This is a genomic window from Treponema vincentii F0403 (genome assembly GCF_000412995.1).
In the GTDB taxonomy this organism is placed as follows: Bacteria; Spirochaetota; Spirochaetia; order Treponematales; family Treponemataceae; genus Treponema; species Treponema vincentii.
The window spans coordinates 1,071,344-1,096,390 of record NZ_KE332512.1 but is presented as its reverse complement, the minus strand read 5'-3'; the positions used below and the strand labels follow the sequence as shown (position 1 = coordinate 1,096,390).

Below are 25,047 nucleotides of genomic sequence, written 5' to 3'. Positions count from 1 at the left end.
GATAAGTTTTTACAGTCCCAGCTCACTCAACTCGGCAGTAAAAATTCCCGCGCGGCCGACTTCGTAGAACACGGTTTCTTCCCATGCAGCAGTGATAGACGTATCCGAGATGGAAAACGCGGTGTAGCTAAAGTTTTCCGGTAAAGACGGCAGATGTGTGTTCCGAATGCCGCTGCCGTTCATGTTAACCGACAAGGCACCATCGGGTAAAAGAAGCGCGGCACTTTGTTTACCGTCGCTTTGGGTGTATTGAACTGCATAAGCATTTACCGGAGCCTTCTCTTCACCGTTGCCGTCGGCTTCGTTCCGTGCGGGCTTTAAGAAAACAATACCGTGCGCCGAAGCTCCGGTGAATGTCTTTAGATACAAGTCCGTATTATTTTCGATTGTGCCGGCCAATGCCTTGAGCATATCCGGCATCCGGCTATAGTGCTGCGGTTCGCAGGCTGCCCTGAATTCTTCTGCAGAAAGCTGTTCGATATGTTTGTACGCATCCTCGTGCGTAAATGAGGCAAACGTATTGCATTTTACATAAAAGAAGGAAATATCCGTTCCGTTATCGGCTTTAAAGCTTGCATACCATTGACCGCCGCCCTGTTCAAGCGATTTGCATTGTGCTTCTTTGGGTAAATGCAGATTCCGTACATCGGCTGCGGGCGTATAGGCTTTGAGATTCGAATCGGCACGCAATAAGAAGTGCGGGTTTTCGGCATCGTCCGATAAAAAGATCGAATTTTGGTAGACGCGGATAAAAAATTGTCCGTCTATCGTATAGAGATCACCGGCAGTAGCTTGCGAAAAAAGTGCGTGGCCTACCGGGAGTTGTGCACCTGATTGCAAACCGGTAAACGGATATAAACCGCATTTATTGATTAAAAAAACAGCGTCTCCGCGATTTAACGCAAGATCGGCAACCCGAACAGCTTCCGTCCACGGCTTAAACGCTGCGGCGGGTATTTCGGAAACGGCATCGGCATTTTTTAATTCCACGGAACCGTTATCGCCGGAAGAAAAATACCGCCAATGGTTGGTATGAGCTTGCTCAACCGATATTGCGGCGGCATTGCTGTGCACTTGCTGCGGGATGGTTTCCGTTTTTTGTTTTGTACAAGCGGAAAAAACAAGCGCTGCCGCAAGCGGCAGCGCTAACATCGGCTTACGCAAGAGCGATAGCCTCAATTTCGACCAAACCGTCTTTCGGCAGGCGGGCAACTTCCACAGCGGAACGTCCGGGATAGTTTCCGGTACCGAATACCTCGCTGTACACTTTGTTCATTTCCGCAAAGTTGTTCATATCGCTTAAAAACACCGTTGTTTTAAGCACCTTGTCCAAACTGCTGCCGCCTGCTTCGAGCACTGCTTTAAGGTTCATCAGCGACTGACGGGTTTGTTCGGCAATACCGCCCGGAACAAATGCTCCCGTAGCGGGATCGATCGGCAGCTGGCCGGAGGTAAAAATCAAGCCGTTTGCGGCTGTTCCCTGCGAATAGGGTCCGATTGCGGCCGGCGCCTTGTTTGTTGCAATAATCTGTTTCATAAATACTCCTTAATCTTAATTAAGAATTCATAATGCATAATTAAGAATTCTTAAACGGGCAAAAATTCTTCATTCATAATTCTTAATTATGAATTGATTAAAATCCGTAGCGTGCGAAGGTTGCGGCGCCTGCATAGCGTGCTTGACAACCGAGCTCTTCTTCAATGCGAATCAGCTGGTTGTATTTGGCAATACGGTCGCTGCGGCTCATCGAGCCGGTCTTAATCTGTCCCGCTTCTACTGCGACGGCGAGGTCGGCGATAAACGCATCCTCGGTTTCGCCTGAGCGGTGGGAGATAATAGCGGTATAACCTGCGTTTTGTGCCATGCGTACCGCATCGATGGTTTCGGTAACCGTGCCGATCTGATTGAGCTTAATCAGAATGGAGTTACACGCTTTTTCTTTAATGCCGCGCTGCAGCCGTTCGGTGTTGGTAACAAAAAAGTCGTCGCCGACAATTTGAATTTTGTTGCCGAGTTCTTTGGTCAGGCGGGCATAACCTTCCCAATCGTTTTGATCGAGCGGGTCTTCTATGGAAACAATCGGATAGGTGTTAATCCACTTTTTGTAGATTTCGATCATTTCATCCGCAGTGAACAGTTTATTGGGATTGGACTTCCAGAATTTATAGCCCTTGCGTCCGCCCTCGTCGAACAGTTCGGAAGAGGCGCAGTCAAGTGCGATAGCAATATCGGTGCGCGGCTTATAGCCTGCCTTATCGATTGCCTTCATAATGTATTCCAGCGCCGCTTCGTTATCGATATCAGGGGCAAAGCCTCCTTCATCGCCGACGGAAGTTGCCTTACCGTCCGCTTTTAAAAGGCTCTTTAACGCATGGAATACTTCCGCCGTCATGCGCACCGCTTCGTGAATGGATTCGGCGCCGATCGGCATAACCATGTATTCCTGAAAGTCGATTTTGTTATCGGAATGCTTACCGCCGTTGATGATGTTCGCCATCGGCACCGGCATTTGCAGCGTATGTGCGCCGCCCAAGTAGCGGTACAGCGGTAAACCTACATAGTCGGCTGCAGCGCGGGCAACCGCCATTGAAACGCCGAGCATCGCATTGGCGCCGAGTTTGGACTTGTTCGGGGTTCCGTCCAGATTGAGCATGGTCTGGTCGATTTCAGCCTGTTCCAAGGCATCCATTCCCTCAAGCTCTTCCGCAATAACGGTATTCACATTATCGACCGCTTTTAACACACCCTTGCCGCCGTAGCGTTTTGCATCGCCGTCGCGCATTTCCAATGCTTCAAATTCACCGGTAGATGCTCCCGATGGAACGCAGGCGCGGCCGAAACTGCCGTCGCTCAATGCAACATCAACTTCAACCGTAGGGTTTCCGCGGGAATCCAAAATCTCGCGTCCTTCAATATAAACAATATCACTCATATACGACCTCCCATTATTGTAGAGATAATTCGTTATATATTACACTTATTTTATGATATAATCAAATGGTATGACGTTTATTTTATCACCTGAAATGGTCGACGATATTCTCTTTTCGATGGAAAATCAGACTGAAATTCTGTTTTTTGATGCGCTTGAGGGTATCTGTGTAGACAAAGATGCGATTGACGATGAAACGGTTATCAGCGGCCGACGCTACTATGATCTTCCCGAATGGAGTTCTGCCCAAGGTTTCCATGTAATGGAACAGTTTACCGCTCAGGTACATAATCCCTTACTGCGGGAAGCGCTGTTGAATGCCCTCGGTCAGCGGAAAGGGGTGTTCCGCCGGTATAAAGAAGTGCTGAAAACCGTGCCTTCCGTAGAACGCGAATGGTACCGCTTTAAGGAGCAGCAGATGAAGGCTGCCGTGTATGAATGGTACAATGAGCTTAGGGCAATCTGGGGGTTGGAAAAAAGCAGCTTTGAAGAGGAGACGGATACCCGGCTTTTGCAGGAAGATTTTACGTTTCAGGTTCAAAAGCGGGAGGCGCTTGATGCTGAGCTTTTAAGGGATTTTATCCGTAAGACGGATTCGCCGGTTAATGATGATAATACGTTTATATCCTTTGACGAAAAGGCGGCGCTTGCCGTAGGCCGGTTGTTCGGGCAGACCTTGTTTTTCGATGCGGATGTGTGCGCTGCAGCTGGACGGGAGTACGGTACACTTCGGGATAATGCGGCCTATATCACTGCATACAATGAGAGCGGGCTATGCGGATTGTGCGCTGTTGTTGTGTTCCCGTGTAATGAATGTTTGTGCATTCCGTTTTTGCGGGTATTGCCTGAATATCGGGGACTCGGGCTTGGAAAGGAACTTTTGCAGCGCGCCTGTGTCTATAGCAAGCCGTTAGCCGCTGCGTTGATATTTGCCGACTTTTGTACGCCACCTTATATCATTGCGCTGCTCGAGCGGGAGAGGTTTGAGCGGAGAGGACTGCTGTATGTAAAAGATTTATCCGAAGAGTGATGAAAGACCGAGGTATGCATTACAATTAAAGAGATGAGGAAAAAAACGTGCGCCCGACACGGCTCGAACGTGCGACCTACGGATTCGAAGTCCGTTGCTCTATCCAACTGAGCTACAGGCGCATTTTCCGTCATGCCAACAATAAGACCGATTGCTCAATGCCCGATAATTGAACATGGACGTAAAAGGGTGGGTGATGGGGCTCGAACCCACGACAACCAGATCCACAATCTGGCGCTCTACCACTGAACTACACCCACCATGAATGGTCGCAATCATGCCAGATAACCTAAAAAAAGTCAAGTAGCCGTGTTTTCTTTGTTGAGCAACGCATAAATGCTATCGAACTTGAACACAAAGATCCGGCCTTTACCGATCTTGCACGCTTCCTGAAAGAAGCCCTGCGAACAAACGGTAACTTGATTGGTTATTATAACTACCAAGGATATCTAAATGTTGCTTCCATGGGTACCATGAAATCCACGCAGTGGAAAATCATTATTACTGCTCCTAAATTTGAATAAGCGATTCTCTTACCGCATCGATTTCTTGCGTTTTTGCATCGAATACTTCTTTCTCACACAAGCGGTATTGATCTTCAATACTGGAAATAAGATCAGATGCAATACTTGAAAATTGATTAAAAGTTTTTACAGGATTAACCGTTATCGCATAAGCTAATTTTCTTGCTTCTTACTTAAATCATAGAGAAGATTGTTGATCCCTTAAAATTAAAATAAGTGAATCGATCTGTTTATCTATATTTTCTTTTAATGTCATTTTGATGAATAGTAGTTTTGGAGCTATCTCAGATATTGCTGCGATTTTTTCAAAAATATTGCCATCCTCAAATATATCACAGGCATTTGTAATAAGTCGTTCAATACTTAGACCTTGATTCATGCAATTATCAAAAAGTTTAATGATTGTATCAAAGGTTTTATTAAATACATCTTTTCCTCTCCATTTATTAGGGAAATTATTAATAAATGCATGATAGTTCTCATAAGATAGGGGGATCCATTTTGATTCATAAAAAACCCGCGTTAATTCTAAATCTACAGTATTGATTGCAGCTTTTATAGCGTGGTTGGAAAAGGCTCCTACCATCGGCATATTATCGATTTTCTGATGCAGATAGGGCTTCATATTTTCAAGCTTATCTATAGCATCATTGCATACACCATATACTAAGTCTTTTCCGATTTTTTCGTAAGATGCGGTCAATATTTTTATTACCGCATCATCTTTTCCAAATGGCTTTATACTGCTTCCATTTCGTTTCTTTTTTTGAACAGAACATACTCGGATGATTTCAACTTTATCTGAATATTTTTTTATTTCACTTTCCGCAGCCTCAATTTGCTGTATCGTTGCTGTGTCACAATTTGTAAGTATGAATACCGAAGAAAGCTTATATTTATTTTGTATCCTGTTTACTAATTGTATTTCACTATTCTCTATTCGCGCACTGGCTGCATTAATTACATAGAATAATACATGCATTATATTATTAGCAGAACATACCAAAGAATTTGCTAGAGTTCCTTGGGTATTCAGTAAAAACTCTTCTAATTTTTTTTGCCATGTCTTAAAGGTGTTAGGCTCCAATCCAACAGAATCATACACATTAATCTCTATGCTATCTTGTAGTAATTGATAGTGTTGGAAATTTTCTTCCCATTTTGTTACCGGTTTACCGGCTCCGGTAGTAAATGTATCAACACCGAAAAGGTAATTTGCAAAAGAACTCTTACCGGATCCTGATTTGCCTATTAATAACACATTACATCTTATTTGAAAATCAAAAACTTTTTTTTGCATATTAAATCCTTTCCATAATAATAGAACCATTGCAGCCCAAACATATCGGCGTTTTTTTGATATGTTTAGGCTTCTTTTTAACATAGTTTAGCGGCTTGCTATTTCTTATTTACCATTTCTTTAACTGCATTAATAAAAGATGCAGAAGAAAAAATAATAGACCAGTCCGGCATCTTACCGGTATTTAAGAATTCTTCTAAGGCTCTTGCATTTGCTTCAGTTAATGCAGCGCCAAGCCCCCATGTTATGCCGCCTGCAACCACACCGTTTATCAATTGTCCAAAACCGGGAATAAGTTTTAATAAACTTGTGGCTGTCTGCTTGCCTAATAATGTAATAATTTGAGTTTTGAGCAGATCGGAGATAGCCGATGATAATCTCGTATTCATCCAAAAAATATTTGTGATTGAAATACACATACCTAATTGTTGAGGAGCAATTAAAATCGAATCGGATACGAGAATAGGATTAAATGCACCTGTTGCTGCGGTCGTCGATGCAATGGTCATAATGATTTTGTAAGCTAATGTCTTTTTTGCAGTAATTGATACTTTTTGTGCCTGAATAAAACTTTTACGCAACTGTTCATTGGGAAGTGAATCTGATGACCATATAATAAGTTTTTCTAAATCAAGTGTAAGACTTTGATCCGAAGCGCATGTCTCAAAATAAACAAGCCCCCTAATACTTTCTGATATTGCGTTTCTGAAAATTGAAGCATCTTTGCCTGTGCCGTTACTATCTTCCTCATCATTATCACACTGTGTAAACACGATAGCGGTTTTCATATTATGATCTATAAAATAACGGATGTTTTGAAGATCATAATCCAGTACGCGATGATTCGTAATTGAAATACAATACCAAACAAGATGAATCTGGTCTTTTAGATTCCCTTGATTCATCTCTTCGATTTTCGGAATAACATTCATTTCAAAATTCGTCCTATCCGGTTGTCCATCTTGTGAAATTTCATAGCCTTCTGCATCCCAAAAAATTAATGGTATATTTTCCGATTCATACTTATCTATACCTTTGGTAATTGGTCGACCTTCTCCTGTTGTCGCTACATTTTTTCCAAAAATCCGGTTTATCAGAGAACTTTTTCCGACACCAGTTCCACCTACAATGAGCAAATTCGGCTTTTGCAGTTCCTGTATTTGCTTATTCAACTCTTCCTCGAACTTTTGTTCAAATTCTGTTTTTGTCATAAAGACCTCCTGATACTATAATATATGATACCGCATGGTAACGATATTTTCTGCAACAGCTCCTTCACATATACTCACCGCACGGCGGAATACGTATTGTATTCTTGCTCCGGCATACCGGGCAGCAGGGACTTTTACACAGCCCTTTCAAAAAGATAGCATCAAGAATACCCCTTTTTTCCAATTTTCCGACAAACCACTCTCCGCACGCTAAACAGTGAAACATTCCCGTATCGCCCGGCTTTGGCGGTATCAAATTCATAATTTTCTCCTTTTGTGTTCAGAGCAACTCAAGATACTCGTCAAGTTTTCCTCCGCAGTCGGGACAATGCTCAACCGTTTTCCGTAGCCGCTTGAAAAAATGTGAGGGCTCATCAGATTGCGTAAACGGATTTGCTTCAAAACTGTTTTCCGGCCGTGTGCCGTTTACCGCACTAAAGAGCTTTCCGCAGTTCCTGCATCGGAAGTGCTGTTTTTGCACGAATGGATTAGTAGGAATCCCGTGTGCCGATTCAGTCGGTCTAAAATCATGCATACTGATCTCCTTCACTTTAAGCCTTATACAGCTTCTTCATTTCTGCTATCTCTTCCTGTACCGTTTGCGCTAATTCCGCAGGCTCCAGTACCCGCACCGTAAACGGCTTCCGGCGGTTTATCCATACGCCGACATTTTTATCGATGTACTGCTCTACCGTAAAACCGGCAGGAAGCTCAAACACCGCATCGTGCAGCACTTCAATATCATTCATCCTGCTACATCCTCTATGATTATGGGTATTGCTAAAAACTGAATGTTTATCGGTGCCCATAACCATAGTCTAGCATCCCGACCCCGACAAATAGCGTCGGCAGTGAAATTTTTTTTGCACTTTTTTTATGTCTTGTGGATATGGAAAATAGATTGCAGTGTGAGCAGAAAGAGCGGGGTTAATGCTGAATGCTGTCCCGATAAATTATTATTTATATCACAATGCTTGTATAAACTGCTTATATGCGGCACAGCGTTTACTTTATACAACATATTATTTATTGTACACCGGTTCTTAGCGAAATACAAGAGATATTTTTAGGTTAGTTAATAGCTGTATAAATTGATTTTTTTGTGTTCTTGACACATCATAAGCGATGCTATACTATGAGCCGCATTGTAAAATGCATAGCGAATTGACTGCCTTTCTGTCCAGCCTCTGCCTCTCTCAGGGCAAAATAGGAGATCTTTATGAACAATACTATTCCTCAACCGCCTAAATCGCTTTTTATATTGAACTTGCTTATTTACTGCGGTGTGTTTGTTTTTATCTTTTTATATGGAGGATATACACAAGTAGTTCCCCCGCATGAACTTATCAGAATTGCGCTGGCGCCGCCGACGGTTATTGCACTTATTATGACCATCTTTTTTCCGTTTATGCTGTATAAAAAATGTATGCATGCAGTACAAACATGGCAAGAATACGCCGATGGACTTGACCGGGCAAATCGGGCTATCGCAATGTATTCAAAGCTGAGTATTGTGGTACCGATTCTGCTTGCAACCGTTATTCCTGTTGTTTCACTCGTCTGGGTTGGCATGAATTCCGTTATCAAATTTACGGCGGCTATTTTCACCTCGACGGGCTGCCTCTTTTTTGTTTCGCTCTTTTTTTATGTAATCTGGATACAAAAGTTTGAGCAGTATCTAAAGTTTTTACCGTTAGAAAAAAAGTATATCACTATGTCATATACAAAGCGCGGTATGCTGGTAAGTTTTTTCCTGTTTACCGGACTGCTGTTTTTAACCATTGCACCCTTCTTAGCATCCGTATATAACGGTTTTGATATTGCCTATACCCTAATCCATTCTATTCTGCCGCTTTCCATTGTGCTGCTTGCGGGAGCTCTCTTTGTCAATTACAGTCTGTATAAAGGCATCAATAGCAAGATAGAAGATATTCTCGTCTTTACCGATAAGCTTGCTGTCGGAGATTTTGTGGCTGATCATCTTGAAATGAACCGCCGTGATGTATTCGGTTTATTGGTAGGTAACGTTAACCGGTTTTATGATAATACAGTGGCGTTACTGACCGGCGTTAAGAATAACACCAAAGCGATGCATAATTCTATCGATACCCTTTCTGTTAATACTTCGCAAAGTGCGCACTCAGTAGACCAAATCAATACGAATATTAAGCACGTAACAGAAAAAGCGGTTACCCAAGCGGCAAGTGTGAGTGAAACAACTGCTGCAGTGCAGGAAATTATGAACACTATTGAACGGCTCAATAGCCGCATAGAAATACAAGCTGAAAGTGTAGCGCAATCTTCTTCTTCCATAGAAGAAATGGTTGCTAATATTGCTTCCATCACGCAGACGCTTGAAAAAACCGATGAGGTTATTAAGAAGCTCGCGTCCGCTACCAATGATGGACGGACAACACTGGTTAATTCCAATACGGTTACGGAGAAGATAGCCGAAGAATCGGGCGGATTGATTGAAGCAAGCAATGTTATTCAGAATATTGCAAGTCAGACGAACCTTTTGGCAATGAATGCTGCAATCGAAGCGGCTCACGCAGGGGATGCCGGTAAAGGCTTTGCTGTAGTTGCCGATGAAATTAGAAAGCTTGCCGAAGAGTCTTCTATGCAAGGTAAAAATATTACTGCAACACTGAAGATGCTCGGTACCGAAATTGAAGGTTTATCCTCTTCATCCAAAACGGTTGAAGGAAAATTCAATATGATCTTTGAACTGTCCGAGCAGGTTAAAGTGATGAGTACCACGTTGATGGATGCGATGAAGGAGCAGGATAACGGCAGCCGGGAAGTATTGACCGCAATAAAAAATATCAATGCAGTAACCCGTGATGTCAAAAACGGATCCCAGGAAATGCTTAAAGAAGGAGCTCAAGTTTCCGGCGAAATGCGGAAGCTCGATGACCTGACAAAAACAATTACCTCCAGTATGAGCAGCATGGCAAGTGAGGCTGTCCATATCAATAATGCGGTACAGGAAGTAAATACCATTACCCAACAAAATAAACAGGCTGTGGTAGGACTCGCAGCGGAAGTTAATAAGTTTAAAATATCGTAAAATCAACAACCCCGACGCGAGCGTTGCCGGGGACGGCGGGTATTAAACCCTCCGCACGAATAAGAAAACGGGGCTAGCGAAAAAGCACTTAACTTTTAAGACAGCCCCGTTCCCCTTAGATTTATTTGTAATCCCGTTAGCAGTTAATCAGTCCGAAAACCATAACGAACAGCGCAACGGTTTCGCAAAGACCGACGACGGTGATGTACTGGCCGAAGCCCTTACCGGTTTCCGCCAACGCATCGGAACCTGCTGCGGAAGCCTTGCCCTGTGCAATAGCGGAAGCGGCGATACCGAGACCGCACGCGACACCGACGCCCAACAGGAACCACGGATCAGCCTTTGATGTAAGCATTTTATTCATCAGCAAGAAGCCGTAGATGGTCTGCGTAAGCGGAGCGCCTGCAAATGCGAGGAGGATGAAGGGAGCCGGTTTATTATTCAAATAACACCGCTTCCACGCTCCGATTGTGCCCTGTCCTGCAATAGCAAGTCCTAATGCCGATCCGAATGCCGAAATACCGAGTGCAGCTGCTGCACCAAACATACCAAAACTCATTGAAAATCCTCCAAGTTTGTAATCTACACGATCTATTTCACCGCTCCCGCGTGTGAAGTAAGAAATATTGCCGATAGCCACCCAGTGCGGATACCGGCGTTTCAAATATACCTTATTCCGCAAAGGGCTCGTATTTGAACCCCGCCCATGTTAAACCGACATGGTTTGAAAACTCTAACGTATTAAGCCGCACCCCATGTACGATAACCGAAAGTACGTTCATAATATAGTTCAAACCGTGACCGAAGAATAAGAGCAGCACTCCTAAAAAGATGAGGAAGCTGCCGAGCGCCGGCCCCGCCATCTGGTTGACTGTCGCGCTGATTGCGGAACCCGCAAGCCCGACTGCCCAAAGACGGATATAACTCATAATATCGGCAAAGACGTTTACGACGCCTAAGAACATCGTGATGATATTTTTAAGACTGTCGAGGATGCTCTGTCCGATACCGGTTTGATAATTTGAAAATATAAAGTTAAGCGCAAATCCGCCGCCGATCGCAATCATCACCGGTTGGTTAATCTGATACCGCTCGGCGCTGACGACAAGGCTGAGTACCACGATATACATACCGCCCAGCATCGCAATGGAACCGATGTGTCCCAGTATCTGCGGCGATCGGATATTCCGCACAATCGAGATGATATGCCCGATTGTCAGCTGAATAAGTCCGAGCGTAAAACAGAACTGCATCAGGTTGGCATTTCTGATACTTTCCTCCGTTGCATTGGAAATTGCCGGTACGGACAGGTTTTTCAGCCAAGCGGGAATATAGTTCACCGAGATACCGAACCAGTTACAGGTTGCAGTACCCCAAATCACCGTCAGGATGCCGAGGTACAAAAACATCTGCATCGCAAGCGGAGCAGGCTGCTCTTTTACCTTTGCTTTGACGATTCCGATAAGCGATAAGATTACCAGAATACCGCCGTAACCGCCGTCTCCGAAGATCATTGCAAAGAAGATACCGAAAAAGAGCAGGAACCAGAGTGAAATATCGGGTTCGCGGTAGCCCGGCACGGTGCCGAGGAAGTCCGTAAGCGGAGTCAGCAGCTGTACAAAGCGGTTGTGCCGCATTGCCGTCGGAACGGCGTCTTCTTCTGCCGGGTCATCGGAGATAAACGCCCAGCCGTTTGCCTTTGCGAGCCCCGCAAAATCAGCCTGCTTTTCGGCAAGTATGTACCCGGAAAGCCGTGCAAGCCGTCTCGGCTCTTTTTGAGCGCAGGGAGTACCCGCAGCAGAATGAGCCTGAACGTTTACCGCCGAGGCTGCCGTATTTTCGGCAGAGTTCTCCGTACCGCATTCGTCTTCAAGCGGGATAATCGCCATACCGGCATGAACTGTTTCAAACTCTATTTCCTTTTCAAACTTCTTTTTCTCCGCTTTTAACGGTGCAAGCAAGTCCGTTCGCGCCCCAATCCGAGCCTTGAATGAAGGGAGCCGCTTTTGTAAGCGTTCTTTTTCAGCCTTCATTGCAGAAAGCCGCATCTCCGGTAAAATAAGCGGAGCAAAATCGGACGGCAGGTCTGTAGGCACGTCAGCAGTTTCGGAAACAATCGCAAAGCGTACCGTTTTTTTGCCGCCTACAAGTCTCACCGTTTTAACCGTTTCGGGCAAGGCTGCGTAGGATTTTTCCGAAAGTTCGCCCATCGTTAAACAAATGCCGTTTTCTTCAAATCCACGTATATCTTCGGGATTAAAATCTCCCCAAGAGCTGTAGGCTTCGATGTCTCCGGTCAGCTTATTGATAGCGGCAAGCGTATTCGATTCTTGATCTTTCAAATCGAGTATCCCGTCCGCCGCTTCCAATAGGTCATGTCTATTCAGCGCTGCCGCTTCGGGCTGCTTTGCGCCCTTCTTCGGCTGAGCTTCGGTAATCAGGGATTCCGCTTGCTGCAGGCGCGCATAGACGGTTTGCAGCTCCGTCAAGGTATCGCTTGAGGCGGTTTCCTTTTCAACATGCACCGCCCCAAAGTTCCGCAGCGTTTTTAATGCCGCCTTCTTTTGAGAATCCAGCACAAGGAGCGTAATTTTTTTCATTGGTAAGATCATGCCGTTACCTCCTCAGCAGGAGCGTTCTTTTCCAAGTTTTTCTTGGAAATCTTGCCGCGCACAACCGCCGCTACCTGCTGATCTCCCAGATACACGGAAATCTTTTTGATGTTCCGCTTTGTTTCCGGTATCTTTACCTTTTCAAACAAGTTGACACGCTGCGTTGTGGTTCGCAGTTCGTTGTTGAGGCGCGCCACCTGTTCGTCAAGGATTTGGGCTTCAAGGTCGAGCGATAAAACCCGCTCCATCCGGTCGCAAGCAATGTCGAGCCAGAGCGGCGTTGTAAAAAGATCGTAGCTGCTGCGTTCAAAGTCCGCCCCGGAAAATACCGGTATCGAAACACCGGCAATATTTCCCGTCGAGGTACGCACTTCTTTCACCTTGAGGATTTCAGGCGTAAAGACTCCCGCTTCACCGAAGACGGCAATCCACTGCTCAAACTCCTTGTGCAGCGCATCGCGGTTCAGCCGAACCTCTTTTGCATGCATCTCAATCGTGCGGATTTCGGTTTGCAGCTGCTGTTTTTTAAGCTGAAGCGTCGGCAAGTACCGCTGGAACATCTTAAGCGATTCTTTTTGATTTTTCAGCTCGTTTTTTGTCAGTTTAATAGCCATCGCTATTCCTTCTCGTTTATAGAAGAAAAATCTCTAAAAACAAACGTTTTAGGGGTTGGGCTTTCTAAAAACTTCAGTTTTTGGAAAGCTTCCTTAGATTTAACTGCGATGTTTAAAATTAAGTCATTGCCATACAAAGACTTAATTTTAAACTCGTTATCAGCTATGCTGATGAGGGATGCCGAAAAAGTAACCAACTTTTGAGACATCCCCAGTGAAACGCATTAATCCGCGGAGGGATTGTTCTGCGCATCCTTGGGCCAGAAGGTTTTGATCAAATCGGACTTAATACCGGTTTCCTCAGGAGTAAAGCAGGACGAAAGAATCTTCCATCCGTTATCGAGCGCTTCCTCAAGCGGAATGTTCACCGACAAGTCCATCATCCGGGCTTCAAACAGCTCGCCGTATTTCAGCAGCTTGCCGTCCCATTCGCTCATCATAAAGCCCATCGACTTTTTCTCAAGCGTGTCCTTGTAGGACGCATAGAGCTTGATCATGTTGTCCATAAGCGCACGGTGATCTTCGCGGGTCTTGCCGTTGACGTTCTGCTTGAGACGGGAAAGACTTCCGAACGGTTCGATGCGTCCGTGTTTAAGATAGAACTGACCTTCGGTGATATATCCGGTGTTATCGGGAACGGGGTGCGTTACGTCGTCGCCGGGCATGGTGGTAACGGCAAGAACGGTAACCGAACCTGCGTCGTCAAAGTCAACCGCCTTTTCGTAGCGGGCGGCAAGCTGGCTGTACAGGTCGCCGGGATAACCGCGGTTGGACGGAACCTGCTCCTGTATAATGGCGATTTCCTTCATCGCATCGGCAAAGTTGGTCATATCGGTTAAAAGCACCAGTACGTCCTTGCCTTTGAGTGCAAACTGTTCGGCGACCGCAAGACACATATCGGGGATCATCAAGCACTCTACCGTCGGATCGGCGGCGGTGTGCACGAACATTACCGTGCGGCTCAGTGCGCCCGCTTCTTCCAGCGTGTCCTTAAAGTAGAGATAGTCGTCGTATTTAAGCCCCATGCCGCCGAGTACGATGACATCAACCTCAGCCTGCATTGCAATACGTGCGAGCAGTTCGTTGTAGGGTTCACCGGAGCTTGAGAAAATCGGCAGCTTCTGGGAAACCACGAGGGTGTTGAATACGTCGATCATCGGAATACCAGTTCTGATCATGCGCTTCGCCATAATACGCTTGGACGGGTTTACGGACGGGCCGCCGATTTCTACCATATTGTCCTTGAGCATCGGGCCTTGGTCGCGCGGCTCACCTGAACCGTTAAAGATACGTCCGAGTAAGTCATCGGAAAAGCTTACCTGCATTTCCCGACCGAGGAAGCGTACTTCATCACCGGTGGAAACACCGCGTCCGCCTGCAAATACCTGCAACGAAACAAGCCCTCTATCCAGCTTATTGACCTGCGCGAGCGAGGTGCCAAAGCTTGTCTGAACCTGCGCAAGCTCACCGTAGGACACATCTTCAGCCTTGACGGTTATAACCGAACCGTTAATGGATTCAATCTTACTGTACACTTTCTTCATGATGTGCCTCCGCTTCTTTTATGAGTTTTGCCGCTTTTTCATCAAGCCCTGTTGCCTTATCGGAAAGCGCTCCGGTAATAGCTGCTTCGTGCTTCTTAAATTCCGGCGATTCCCACGGCGAATAGTTATAGTCGATAAAGGACTGGCGCAGCTTGTTAAAGTATGCGCGGGCTTCATCCTTGGTATTAAAGGAGAACTGAGAGCCCAATATGCGCAGGATCAGTTTGTAAATATAGCGCTGACGCTCTACGGAAACGGCATCGTCAACCTTATCGAAGGAGTTTTGCTGTAAATAAACCGCGTCGAGGAAGTCGCCCTTCAAGTAGACGATAAAGTCTTCCATACTGGTACCTTCTTCACCGACAACCTTCATCATCTGCTCAACTTCGGTACCGCGGCGGAGCATTCCTCTGCCGTATTCCACCTGCGCCGTGCCGAGTACGCTCGGGTATTTTGACCATGAATCGAGCGGGTGGATGGCGGGATATTTACGGGCATCGGAGCGTTCGCGGGAAAGACCGTGGAATGCGCCGACAACTTTGAGCGTCGCCTGCGTAACCGGCTCTTCAAAGTTACCGCCTGCGGGGGAAACCGTACCGCCGATCGTTACAGAGCCTTTGCTGCCGTCCTTTAAGCGGACAATACCGGCGCGCTCATAGAACGCTGCAATGTAGGATTCCAAGTAGGCGGGGAAGGCTTCTTCACCGGGGATTTCCTCCAAGCGTCCGGACATTTCGCGCAAAGCCTGTGCCCAGCGGCTGGTGGAGTCTGCAAGGAGCAGAACGTCAAGCCCCATCTGGCGGTAGTATTCGGCAAGGGTAACGCCGGTATAAACCGAAGCCTCGCGCGCCGCAACCGGCATCGACGATGTATTACAAATGATAACCGTCCGCTCCATCAAGGTACGTCCCGTGCGGGGGTCGGTTAATTCAGGGAATTCTTTTAAGGTTTCTACAACTTCACCGGCGCGCTCACCGCAGGCGGCGATGATAACGATATCAACCTCTGCGTTACGGCTGGTTGCGTGCTGTAAAACGGTTTTACCGGCACCGAACGGCCCCGGAATACAGTAGGTTCCGCCCTTTGCTACCGGGAAGAAGGTATCTACGGTGCGGATTTTGGTAACAAGCGTTTCGGAGGGCTTGAGCCGTTCGGTATAGCAGTCGATGGCACGCTTTACCGGCCAGCGGAAGCTCATCGTAAGCGGGTACTTTTTACCGCGCTCGTCGGTTACCTCGGCGATGGTTTCGTGTACGGTGTACTGTCCTGCCGGTTTAATGGAAGAAAGTATGTATGTGCTGTACATACCGAAGGGAAGCATAATCCGGTGGGTAAAGTTCCCCTCCGGCACGGTTCCCAGCACATCGCCGCGCACGAGCGTATCGCCAACCTGTGCAACCGGTGTAAAATCCCACTGTGCTTCGGTAGGAAGCGCATTCAAATAGATACCGCGCTCCAAAAAGTACCCCGCCTTTTCTGCAAGGTCGGGGAGCGGGTTCTGCAAACCGTCATACACTCTGCCGAGCAGCCCCGGCCCGAGTTCAACCGACAAGAGATCTCCGGTAAACTCAACTTCATCACCGACGCGGATACCCTTAGTAATTTCGAATACCTGCATCTGAGCAACGGAGCCGCGTATACGGATGATCTCGCTCTTCAATTTGGTGTCGCCGATATGGACGTAGCCAACTTCGTTTAACGTAACCAGACCGTCAAACTCAACGCTGACCATATTCCCGTTAATACCGACTACCTTTCCTTTCGTTCCTCTCATATCTTTTCTCCGAGAATTTGTGTATAAATTGAGTGATATTCTGTGCGGCCGGTTTCCATCTTAAATTTTGAAGCCCGTTCGCTCAACAGTAATACAATTCCATAGCCGAAAACCGCTTCGCTATCAAAAAAATGCAGTTTCCGCAGCTGATCTGCCGCCGCAAGCCGCGCATTCAGCAAATACCGTTCCGCCGCTAAGGGGTCATCGATGTTGGAAACCCCGCGCACAATAGCGCCGATATCAAAGGCGGAAGCAGGTGTTTCTGCAGGAGCAATCCGCTCATCCCGTTTCAGCTTTGCAGCGCGCATTTGTTCAAGCGCAAACCGCAGTTCTTGTTCAAACGCATACCATTCGTTCACCACCGCAGAAGCCGTATGGACAGCCTCGCGGGGCGGAACAAGCGTTAAAGATTCCAGCACGGCGGCATCTTTTTCAGTTAAAAACCGCAGGGCAAGCTCTTTAAATTGCGCGTAAGAAAGCGGCGGATCGGTGTGCGGCATAATTGACGGCAGCTGCGCCATCAAATAATAGTATGAAGCCACTCCTTATAACTCCTTTACCGCATCCTTGAGAAGGTGTGCCGCGCGTGAGCTGATATAGGCGGAGAATAAGTCGGCGACCGCTTCTGCAGAAAAGTCGTAATATGCCGAACCGTCCTTGACCCCGATTCTAAAGCCGCCTGCGAGCTGAGCATCGGATTTAACCTCGATGCCTTTTTCAATCTCTTTCTTGAATGCGGCAAGCAGCGAACTTTCGAGCTTTTTCGCATCTTCCGGGGAAAGAATAACGGCAATATCGGCTTCGTTTGTTTTAATCCAGCCATTTACCGCTTCGGGGATCAGCGTTTTAAGCACATCGCTGTTATACGCCGCCGCTGTTTCCGTTTTTATGAGGGCATTCAACGAATCGACAACACCCTCTCTAAAGGCGATGAGCGCATTGCGGCAAGCCTGTTTAACGGCAGCCTCCGAAGCGTTCGTAAACCGTTGGGATTCGACCTCGGTCTTTTTGAGCAAGGTTTCAGCCTCTTTTTCCGCATCCGCAACGATAGCTTTTGCCTTTTTCTCCGCTTCGGCAATGATACCCGCAGCTTGCTGTTCAGCAGAAGCAATACCATCCTGCTTGATCTTTTCAACAAGATCCTGTAACTGAACTTCCATAATCAACTCACCTCTCTTATGTATGTATCGTCATATTGTTTGTATCGATTTTATAACAGGCTCGATCAGTTTCTATTATATCAATCTCAACTATAAGTATAGCATTTATCCGGTATCGTTATAACCCCGATAGTATCTATTCCCAATTGTGCGCTGTTTACTCCTTACCGCTAAACTGTAAAGCGCCACTGCGTTTCGTGCCGATATACTTCGCCGGGATGAACCCATACGGAAGGGAACTCAGGACGATTGGGCGAATCCGGTATATGCTGAGTTTCAAAGCACACGCCGGAGTGCTTGTTGTACACATCGCCGTTCTTTCCTTGCTCTCCGTTTAAAAAGTTTGCGGTATACATCGTAATTGCCGGCTGTGTTGAATAAATACGCAGCGCCCTGCCTGTTACCGGCTCAGTTACAACCGCAGTAAGCGGAACATCGTCCGCACCATCCGCATCAAGCAGCCATGTATCGTCATAGCCGTTTTTCAATTGAGCAAAATCCTGCGGTAACAGCTTCGGCGTACGGAAATCGAACGGCGTCCCTTCTACCGACACCAACTTGCCTGTCGGTATAAGCAAAGCGTCAACTTCTGCATAGCGGCTTGCCAAAAGCTGTACCTGATGATTAAGCGCCGAAATATAACCGCCATCTGCCTCCATTCCGGCAGGATTGAGATTAAAATAGGTATGGTTTGTCAGATTGATTGGTGTTGTCTTTGTTGTATGAGCTTCGTACCGAAGCGTGATAGTATTGTTTTTGTTGAGGGTATACGAAACGGTAAGTTGGACTTCTCCGGGAAAACCTTGTTCTCCGTCAGGACTTATTCGGGAAAAACGGATACCCGCCTCATCGTTGCCGGAAATAGGTTCCGCTTGCCACAGCTGCTTGTCATACAGGGGATAACCGCCGTGCAAACAATGCTTTCCGCCGTTATTGCGGGTCAGTGTATAGCATTTTTCTTCTATAGAAAAGCGGGCATTTGAAATCCTGCCTGCACATCGTCCGACAATAGAACCGAAATGAGGTTTATTGCGGATATATCCTTCGAGCGTTGAATAACCCAGCACGATATCGTCATATCCGCCCTTTGCTGCGGGTAATAAAATCGCGGTAATACAGCAGCCGTAATCGATTGCCGAAAACGACATTGTGCCATTAGAAACCGTAAAAATCGATACCGCATCTCCCGATGACAGCATCCCGAACCGCTCTTTCTTTACTTCCATACTACCTGCCCAAAGTTACCTGCAAAAAAGTAAACGCTTGTACTATTGTACAAGCATTTCCACAAATTTACAAGGATACTTTTGCAAATATGCAGGGGAAACGCATCAGGCCGTTTTTTTAACACCCCCGCGGAAAAATTGAGACTATTCGACCAGAGTTGAACCTCTTCGCGGTTCAAATGGTCTCACAGTCTCAATTTTTCCGCGATTTTTATCTATTCTGCCTGATGTGTTTCCCCCTTTGCTGGAAAAATGTGCGAAATTTTATTTCCTTAAAATGCAACAGTTGAACAAAATATGAATTTTGGAAACTGTTGCATTCGTGCGCGAAAAGCGCACACATCAATACGCAAGTTTTCGAAAGAAAACTTGATGGTTAAGGTGAGCGGCGTCATTGTAGACGCTCACCTTATACCTATGAAATTTCGCACAGAAGGAAGGCACCCGCTGCAAATATTTTATAATGCGGTTGCCCTGTAAAAATAGGCAGGTGGTGCGATTGCTGTTTTGTATCTTAACGGCAGAGAGCCGATGCGGCTTTGGCAAGCTGCTCACCGGTCAATCCTGCGCATTCAAGAATATCTTGCCGTGAACCTTGTATAAAAACCGTATCGGGGAAGGCACGTACTGCCGTTTTTATATCTAAACGTTGTTTGTGTATCAGCGCTTCAAGGTAGTGGCCTACGCCGCCGATATACGCGCCGTCTTCGATAAAGAGAATGGAATGATATTTTTTTGCCTGTTCCAAAAAGAATGCTTCGTCGATGGGTTTTAAAAAGCGGAGATTGTAAATATCGGCGGAGATGTTTTTCCGCCGGAGCAGCTCTGCCGCTTCAGTTGTTTCGGGGAACATGCCTCCTGTACATACCAACAGTAAGCCGCTGTCTTCCGATTCTGTTACGAACACGCCGCGGCCGGTTTCCATCGGCAGCGAAAATGCGGGGCATTCAGGCGCACAAGTATTCTTAGGATAGCGTATTGCAACAGGAGCTTCCAACTGCAAGGCTAACCGGAACATTTCCTGCATTTCCGCTGCCGACGCAGGAGCGAGCACCGTCATATTGGGGATACTGCGCAAAAAGCAGATGTCATAAAAACCTTGATGGGTTTCGCCGTCATAGGGAACCGCTCCCGCACGGTCTATCGCAAAGATAACCGGCAGTTTTTGCAGCGCAACGTCATGGATGATTTGATCCACAGCCCGCTGCAAAAACGTACTGTAAATAGCTGCGATAGGCCGTAAACCGGCCGCGGCCAGCCCTGCGGCAAAGGTTACCGCATGCTGTTCGGCGATACCAACGTCAAAAAAGCGCTCGGGATACTGCTGCTGGAACTGTTGAAGCCCTGTTCCCTGCGCCATTGCAGCGGTAATCGCTACAATATCCTTCCGCTTTGCCGCTTCCTCGGTGATAATCCGGGAAAATGCTTCCGTAAAAGAATTGGTATGAGCCTTTTCTATCTTTCCGTCGGCAATATTAAACGGCCCGATACCGTGGAAAGCGGAAGGGTTGTTTTCCGCAAGCGGATATCCCTTGCCTTTTTTGGTTTCAACGTGAATGAGCACCGGCGCCTCAATGTTTTTAACGTTTCGGAATACCTTTTCAAGTTCTTTTTCGTTGTGCCCGTTTAAGGGACCGACATATTCAAAGCCGAGGTCAGTAAAAAGGTTGTTTCTATAAAAAATTCCTTTGGCGCCCCGTTTTAGCCGATGAATTAAAAAATTGATTCGCTTGCCTACAAACGGAATTTTACCGACAGCGGTGTCAAAGACATACTTAAACTGCTGGTATCCTTTCCGCACGGTTAAACGGCTGAGATATTCGGAAATTGCCCGTATATTCGGCGAAATGGACATTTTATTGTCGTTGAGGATAACAACCAGATTTTTAGTTTGAGGCGTAACGTTTAAAAGCGCTTCAAAGGCCATTCCTCCGCTTAGCGCTCCGTCACCGATAACGGCAATAACCTTTCCGTCTTGGCGCCGTAGTTGCCGTCCGGTTAAAATCCCTTCAGCCGCCGAAATTGAGGTAGAAGCATGTCCGGTATTGAATGCATCGTGCGGGCTTTCTTCCCGTTTGGGGAATCCTGCAAGCCCATCCTTTAAACGGAGTGTCGGAAAATTATAATACCGTCCGGTTAAAAGTTTATGCGGATAGGATTGATGCCCTACATCCCAGATGATTGCGTCTTTAGGACTTGAAAACACCCGATGCAGCGCGATTGTCAATTCTATAACGCCGAGATTACTGGCAAGATGACCGCCGTTTGCGCCTACCGTTTCCAAAATAATGCTGCGCATTTCCTGAGCTAATATACGAAGCTCCTCTCGAGAGAGAGACTGCAGGTCTTTCGGTTCCCGTATTGATAAGAGTACGTTTTTATTCATGTAGATGCTCAGTGAACTGCCGAATACATAAAAAAAGGGCTGTGAAGATACTCAACAAAGCCCTTTCTCACCGTAGTGAAAGCGATAGAACAATACGCCTATAATAATCTTGTGAATAAGTAAATTCTTTTCTTCTTATGCTTATATACTTACGTATATACGGATATAATAAAGAAGGATGCAAGATTACTGAAAACCTCTAAAAAGTTTAATCGTATTTTTAGAGGTTATTTATTACTTGTTCTTATGTCTATTCTTTCGAAGCTTCTTCTTTCGTTTATGCGTTGCTATTTTCTGTCGCTTCCGTTTTTTTCCGCAGGGCACGTGAACACACTCCTTATTTATAAAGATAGATGATAATAGCCGAACAGCGGTAAAAAGTCAAGGCAGCTGAAACAAGTATAAAAACGGGTGGCTGCAAAACAGTTTTGCCGGCGTGCTATAAAAAACGATGCAGCCCCTTGTTTATTGAGCCGGTTCGTTAAGTTTATCCGTAATTTCCTTTATTTTTGCCGAGTGGGCAAGTACGTACAATATATCGTCTTTTTGAATAACGGTATCGCCCTTAGGAAAGATGATTTTTCCTCCCCGTACGATTGAACTGATAAGCGTATCTTTATCAAGGTGAAGCGCACTGATTTTTTGACCGATGCTGCCGGAATGATCTTCAATATAAATATCGAAGATATCGATATCGCTTGCTTTCAGCGAATACAGCTCAACCGAATACAGCGATTCCGGTTTTTTAGGGTCGGTAAATTTAAGCAGTCGAGCAAGCGGAGCAAGCGTGGTTCCCTGAATAATGCAGGAAAGAAAAACGGCAAAAAAGATAGAGTTAAAAATAAAGCCGTCCTTATCCAACCCGTTTGCAAGGGGATAGGTTGCAAGAACAATCGGAACCGCACCTTTGATGCCGCCCCACATTAAAAAAAACTTTTCCTTCCGTGTATATTGAAACGGAAACGTGGAAACCAATACCGCAAGCGGTCGGGCGACAAACATCATAATACCGACAATAATGAGCGCTTCTTTCCAGATATGAACAAAATGGTGTGGGAATGACAAAAGCCCCAGCATAATAAAAAGTGTGATATTAAAGATTGTAGAAATGCTTTCGAGAAAATTTCCGACGCTGCGCTTTGCAGGAAAAGCGGTGTTACCGATCCAGTAACCCATAAAGAACACTGCGATAATCCCGTTTGCTTGACAGAGCTCCGCCGCGCCGTATCCAAGCAGCACACATCCCAGTATCAGCACATTATAGTTTCCTCTGTTATCCGACTGCAGCCGGTTAAACAGCCATATCGAAATTTGAAAAGCAAAGTAGCCGATAATGATACCGCCGACAAATTGCCAAATAAGCTCTGCTACCGCCAAGGCTGGGGACTTAAAAGCCCCTGTTGCAATATGCACAAAGGTGAGGGTAAGCAAAATCGCCATTGGGTCGTTCGCAGCGGATTCAACATTGAGCGTTGCGGCAAGCTTATCCTTAATCGGATTGGACTTGGTAATCATAAAAACACCAGCGGCATCGGTAGAAGAAATAATAGAAGAAATCAGCATCGAATAGGTTAACTCTAGTTTAAGGATAAAGTGAATTAAAAATCCAAGCGTCACGGAAGTAAGTGCAACACCGAGGGTTGCAAGCGTCATCGACGGGCCGGCAACTCTTTGAAACGTCTCCTTTGTAATGCAAAATCCGCCGTCAAAAATAATAAAGATCAGCAGGATATCAGCAATTTTTTTTGTTAAAAGGGCATTATCAAAATAGAATAAATTTAAGACATCACCGCCAACAAGAACACCGATAAGAATAAAACCGATAAGGAGCGGCAACCCGAATTTATCGCTGATTTTGGTCGACAGCATTGCCAAAATGATAAGAAACGAGATAAACAGAATCATAGAAACCTCAAAGTTGGAGCTATGGGTATCTCTAAAAACTCAAGTCGGCTTTTAGAGATTTTCTTATGCCGATTGTACCGATTTTAGCGGTAAAATCAACAGTCTAACTAACAGGGCAATCAAAAAAGCATCTTTGCGGTTTTTTTATTTAGTGCTATAATTGCTCTATGCAAAAAATATATCGATATGGATTATTATGTATCGGATTCTGCTTGGCCGTTATGCTCGGTGCCTGTGTTTCTACTTCGCCGGCGGAAAAAAGCGGATTAGCCGCTCGTAATTCGGGCAAGAACGATAAAGACATCCTGCTTATCTTTACCGGATCCGATTGGTCACAAGACGCGCAAGATTTTTCAAAAAATATTTTAACCGAATCATGCAAAACGGAGCTGGTAAAAAACTATACAGCCCTGTTTATCGATTTGCTGCATAACCCTTCTGAAAATGAACGGGAAGCTGCGCAAAAAAATTATCTGCTGTTTGCCGAATATGCGGTACCGGAAGTTCCTTTTATCGTATTACAGACTGCGGAACAAGATATGTATGCAGCGGCTGTTATCGAAGCGGATATAAAAACCGAAGCGCAGCTGATGGAAAAAATTGAGGCATTAACGGCACAGCGGACAAACGTAGTTGAAGCACGGAAACGCATCGCCGGCACAAAGGGGCCGGAAAAGGCGCAGGCGATCGATGCTTTTTTAAATGCGGTCGGTAATGCGGAGGCACACCGTTATGATGCCTTGCGTATGCAGGTACCGGCACTCGATCCCGGGAACCGGACGGGATTAAAAGGCAAATACGTGCTGATGGGTGCGGACATACGGGCTAAAAACTTTGCGCAGCAGGGCAATTATCTTAAAGCAGGCGACGAATACAAAAGTGCTGCAGAAACGGGAGATTTGTCTCCTGCCGAATTACAGCTTGCATGGTACTTAACAGCCTATTCGTATTTAATGGCGGGCAATGCCGATACGGACACCGTTGTTGGTTATTTACAAAGAGCCGTCGAAGCCGATCCTCAAAATGCCACGGTGCAGCAGCTTAATCAAGCTATACATAAACTGCGAAAGGAATAATATACTATGATGTCTAAACACACCCTTACACTGCTGCAGCAAATTGCACACGGTATTGCAGTTCACTTCGGTAATAATTGCGAAGTCCTTGTGCATGATCTTACAGCCGACTATACCAACAGTTCGATTGTCATTATAGAAAACGGCAATGTTACCATGCGAAAAATAGGCGACGGGCCGTCTCACGTGGTGCTTGAAGCGCTGCATAGCGATCATAAAACACTGGAAGATAAACTCAGCTATCTGACAAAAACAAAAGACGGACGTATTCTTAAATCGAGCAGTATGTTTATCAGAGACGAAAATAGTTCTATTGAAGCGGTGCTTTCGATTAACTTTGATATTACACCGATGCAGATGGCCGAAACCGTATTGCAGCAGCTTGTTTCACCTGTTAGCGTTAAAAATGAACCGGAAAATATCCCGCAAAATGTGAATGATCTTTTAGATGAACTGATCGAGCAATCCGTCCGCATTGTGGGAAAGCCGGTTGCGCTGATGAATAAAGACGATAAGATTGCCGCTATTAAATTTTTAAATCAGTCGGGTGCTTTTTTAATTACAAAATCGGGAGATAAGGTTTCGAATTATTTCGGCATCTCCAAATACACGCTCTACAGTTATATAGATGCCGGTGCGAACGGACATCAATGATGCTGCGCCGCACTTTATACCGGCAGTT

Annotated in this window: 22 protein-coding genes and 2 tRNA genes; 4 read left to right on the top strand and 20 right to left on the bottom strand. The window is 45.9% G+C overall.

Annotated features, from left to right (window positions below; all coding sequences use genetic code 11):
* Nucleotides 1-9: 9 nt before the first annotated feature.
* From HMPREF1222_RS04885 to eno, 3 genes are all read right to left on the bottom strand, one after another.
* Nucleotides 10-1,164: a DUF8086 family protein gene (locus HMPREF1222_RS04885; RefSeq protein WP_244870117.1), complete on the bottom strand. Its 1,155-nt coding sequence runs from the start codon at nt 1,162-1,164 to the stop codon at nt 10-12.
* Nucleotides 1,157-1,537, bottom strand: coding sequence for a RidA family protein (locus HMPREF1222_RS04880; protein ID WP_006187923.1), 381 nt, complete (start codon nt 1,535-1,537; stop codon nt 1,157-1,159). The genes HMPREF1222_RS04885 and HMPREF1222_RS04880 overlap by 8 nt, the downstream gene beginning before the upstream one ends.
* A gap of 97 nt (nt 1,538-1,634) precedes the next feature.
* The gene (gene eno, locus HMPREF1222_RS04875) at nt 1,635-2,933 is read right to left on the bottom strand and encodes a phosphopyruvate hydratase (protein WP_016518453.1); all 1,299 of its coding nucleotides are present in this window, start codon (nt 2,931-2,933) and stop codon (nt 1,635-1,637) included.
* 70 nt (nt 2,934-3,003) lie between these two features.
* Here eno and HMPREF1222_RS04870 point away from each other — a divergent pair, with 70 nt between their 5' ends.
* Entirely contained in the window at nt 3,004-3,963 is a 960-nt protein-coding gene (locus HMPREF1222_RS04870; protein WP_016518452.1) for a GNAT family N-acetyltransferase, read from the top strand.
* Nucleotides 3,964-4,011: 48 nt separating this feature from the next.
* On the opposite strand, the gene HMPREF1222_RS04865 is transcribed toward HMPREF1222_RS04870, so the two are convergent.
* The 7 genes from HMPREF1222_RS04865 to HMPREF1222_RS04835 all read right to left on the bottom strand — a co-directional run bounded on the left by HMPREF1222_RS04865 (nt 4,012) and on the right by HMPREF1222_RS04835 (nt 7,747).
* Nucleotides 4,012-4,085, bottom strand: a tRNA-Arg gene (locus HMPREF1222_RS04865).
* Nucleotides 4,086-4,151: 66 nt separating this feature from the next.
* Nucleotides 4,152-4,223 (bottom strand) — tRNA-His (locus tag HMPREF1222_RS04860).
* Nucleotides 4,224-4,665: 442 nt separating this feature from the next.
* Nucleotides 4,666-5,787 carry a GTPase gene (locus HMPREF1222_RS04855; RefSeq protein WP_016518451.1) on the bottom strand — a complete coding sequence of 374 codons (1,122 nt, stop codon included), beginning with the start codon at nt 5,785-5,787 and terminating at the stop codon, nt 4,666-4,668.
* 98 nt (nt 5,788-5,885) lie between these two features.
* The gene (locus HMPREF1222_RS04850) at nt 5,886-6,998 is read right to left on the bottom strand and encodes a GTPase (RefSeq protein ID WP_016518450.1); all 1,113 of its coding nucleotides are present in this window, start codon (nt 6,996-6,998) and stop codon (nt 5,886-5,888) included.
* 64 nt (nt 6,999-7,062) lie between these two features.
* Nucleotides 7,063-7,260: a hypothetical protein gene (locus HMPREF1222_RS04845; protein ID WP_016518449.1), complete on the bottom strand. Its 198-nt coding sequence runs from the start codon at nt 7,258-7,260 to the stop codon at nt 7,063-7,065.
* Between the two features lie 18 nt (nt 7,261-7,278).
* Complete coding sequence (locus HMPREF1222_RS04840; RefSeq protein WP_016518448.1) at nt 7,279-7,533, bottom strand: hypothetical protein; 255 nt, start codon at nt 7,531-7,533, stop codon at nt 7,279-7,281.
* A 16-nt stretch (nt 7,534-7,549) separates the two neighbouring features.
* Nucleotides 7,550-7,747, bottom strand: coding sequence for a hypothetical protein (locus tag HMPREF1222_RS04835; protein WP_016518447.1), 198 nt, complete (start codon nt 7,745-7,747; stop codon nt 7,550-7,552).
* Nucleotides 7,748-8,217: 470 nt separating this feature from the next.
* Between HMPREF1222_RS04835 and HMPREF1222_RS04830 the strand changes: the two genes are divergently transcribed.
* Nucleotides 8,218-10,068 carry a methyl-accepting chemotaxis protein gene (locus tag HMPREF1222_RS04830; protein WP_016518446.1) on the top strand — a complete coding sequence of 617 codons (1,851 nt, stop codon included), beginning with the start codon at nt 8,218-8,220 and terminating at the stop codon, nt 10,066-10,068.
* Between the two features lie 136 nt (nt 10,069-10,204).
* Here the strand turns inward: HMPREF1222_RS04830 and HMPREF1222_RS04825 are convergent, their stop codons facing one another.
* The 10 genes from HMPREF1222_RS04825 to HMPREF1222_RS04775 all read right to left on the bottom strand — a co-directional run bounded on the left by HMPREF1222_RS04825 (nt 10,205) and on the right by HMPREF1222_RS04775 (nt 23,289).
* The gene (locus HMPREF1222_RS04825; protein WP_006187911.1) at nt 10,205-10,627 is read right to left on the bottom strand and encodes an ATP synthase subunit K; all 423 of its coding nucleotides are present in this window, start codon (nt 10,625-10,627) and stop codon (nt 10,205-10,207) included.
* Between the two features lie 112 nt (nt 10,628-10,739).
* Nucleotides 10,740-12,680 carry a V-type ATP synthase subunit I gene (locus HMPREF1222_RS04820; protein WP_016518445.1) on the bottom strand — a complete coding sequence of 647 codons (1,941 nt, stop codon included), beginning with the start codon at nt 12,678-12,680 and terminating at the stop codon, nt 10,740-10,742.
* Nucleotides 12,677-13,294 (bottom strand): V-type ATP synthase subunit D, encoded by a 618-nt coding sequence (locus HMPREF1222_RS04815; protein WP_016518444.1) that lies wholly within the window; start codon nt 13,292-13,294, stop codon nt 12,677-12,679. The genes HMPREF1222_RS04820 and HMPREF1222_RS04815 overlap by 4 nt, the downstream gene beginning before the upstream one ends.
* 224 nt (nt 13,295-13,518) lie before the next feature.
* Nucleotides 13,519-14,838, bottom strand: a complete 1,320-nt coding sequence (locus HMPREF1222_RS04805; RefSeq protein WP_016518443.1) for a V-type ATP synthase subunit B — start codon at nt 14,836-14,838, stop codon at nt 13,519-13,521.
* A complete protein-coding gene (locus HMPREF1222_RS04800; protein WP_016518442.1) occupies nt 14,819-16,612 on the bottom strand; it encodes a V-type ATP synthase subunit A in 1,794 nt (597 codons plus the stop codon). Before HMPREF1222_RS04800 ends, HMPREF1222_RS04805 begins: the two co-directional genes overlap by 20 nt.
* The gene (locus HMPREF1222_RS04795) at nt 16,609-17,154 is read right to left on the bottom strand and encodes a hypothetical protein (protein WP_006187904.1); all 546 of its coding nucleotides are present in this window, start codon (nt 17,152-17,154) and stop codon (nt 16,609-16,611) included. The genes HMPREF1222_RS04800 and HMPREF1222_RS04795 overlap by 4 nt, the downstream gene beginning before the upstream one ends.
* 3 nt (nt 17,155-17,157) lie before the next feature.
* Nucleotides 17,158-17,772 (bottom strand): V-type ATP synthase subunit E, encoded by a 615-nt coding sequence (locus tag HMPREF1222_RS04790; RefSeq protein ID WP_016518441.1) that lies wholly within the window; start codon nt 17,770-17,772, stop codon nt 17,158-17,160.
* Between the two features lie 170 nt (nt 17,773-17,942).
* On the bottom strand, nt 17,943-18,998 hold the full coding sequence (locus tag HMPREF1222_RS04785; protein WP_016518440.1) for an aldose epimerase family protein: 1,056 nt from the start codon (nt 18,996-18,998) through the stop codon (nt 17,943-17,945).
* A 514-nt stretch (nt 18,999-19,512) separates the two neighbouring features.
* Entirely contained in the window at nt 19,513-21,384 is a 1,872-nt protein-coding gene (gene dxs / locus HMPREF1222_RS04780; RefSeq protein ID WP_016518439.1) for a 1-deoxy-D-xylulose-5-phosphate synthase, read from the bottom strand.
* Nucleotides 21,385-21,849: 465 nt separating this feature from the next.
* Nucleotides 21,850-23,289, bottom strand: coding sequence for a potassium/proton antiporter (locus HMPREF1222_RS04775; RefSeq protein WP_016518438.1), 1,440 nt, complete (start codon nt 23,287-23,289; stop codon nt 21,850-21,852).
* Between the two features lie 167 nt (nt 23,290-23,456).
* On the opposite strand from HMPREF1222_RS04775, the gene HMPREF1222_RS04770 reads away from it, so the two are divergent.
* The gene (locus HMPREF1222_RS04770) at nt 23,457-24,365 is read left to right on the top strand and encodes a hypothetical protein (RefSeq protein ID WP_016518437.1); all 909 of its coding nucleotides are present in this window, start codon (nt 23,457-23,459) and stop codon (nt 24,363-24,365) included.
* A 6-nt stretch (nt 24,366-24,371) separates the two neighbouring features.
* Nucleotides 24,372-25,019: a helix-turn-helix transcriptional regulator gene (locus tag HMPREF1222_RS04765; RefSeq protein WP_016518436.1), complete on the top strand. Its 648-nt coding sequence runs from the start codon at nt 24,372-24,374 to the stop codon at nt 25,017-25,019.
* Nucleotides 25,020-25,047 lie beyond the last annotated feature (28 nt).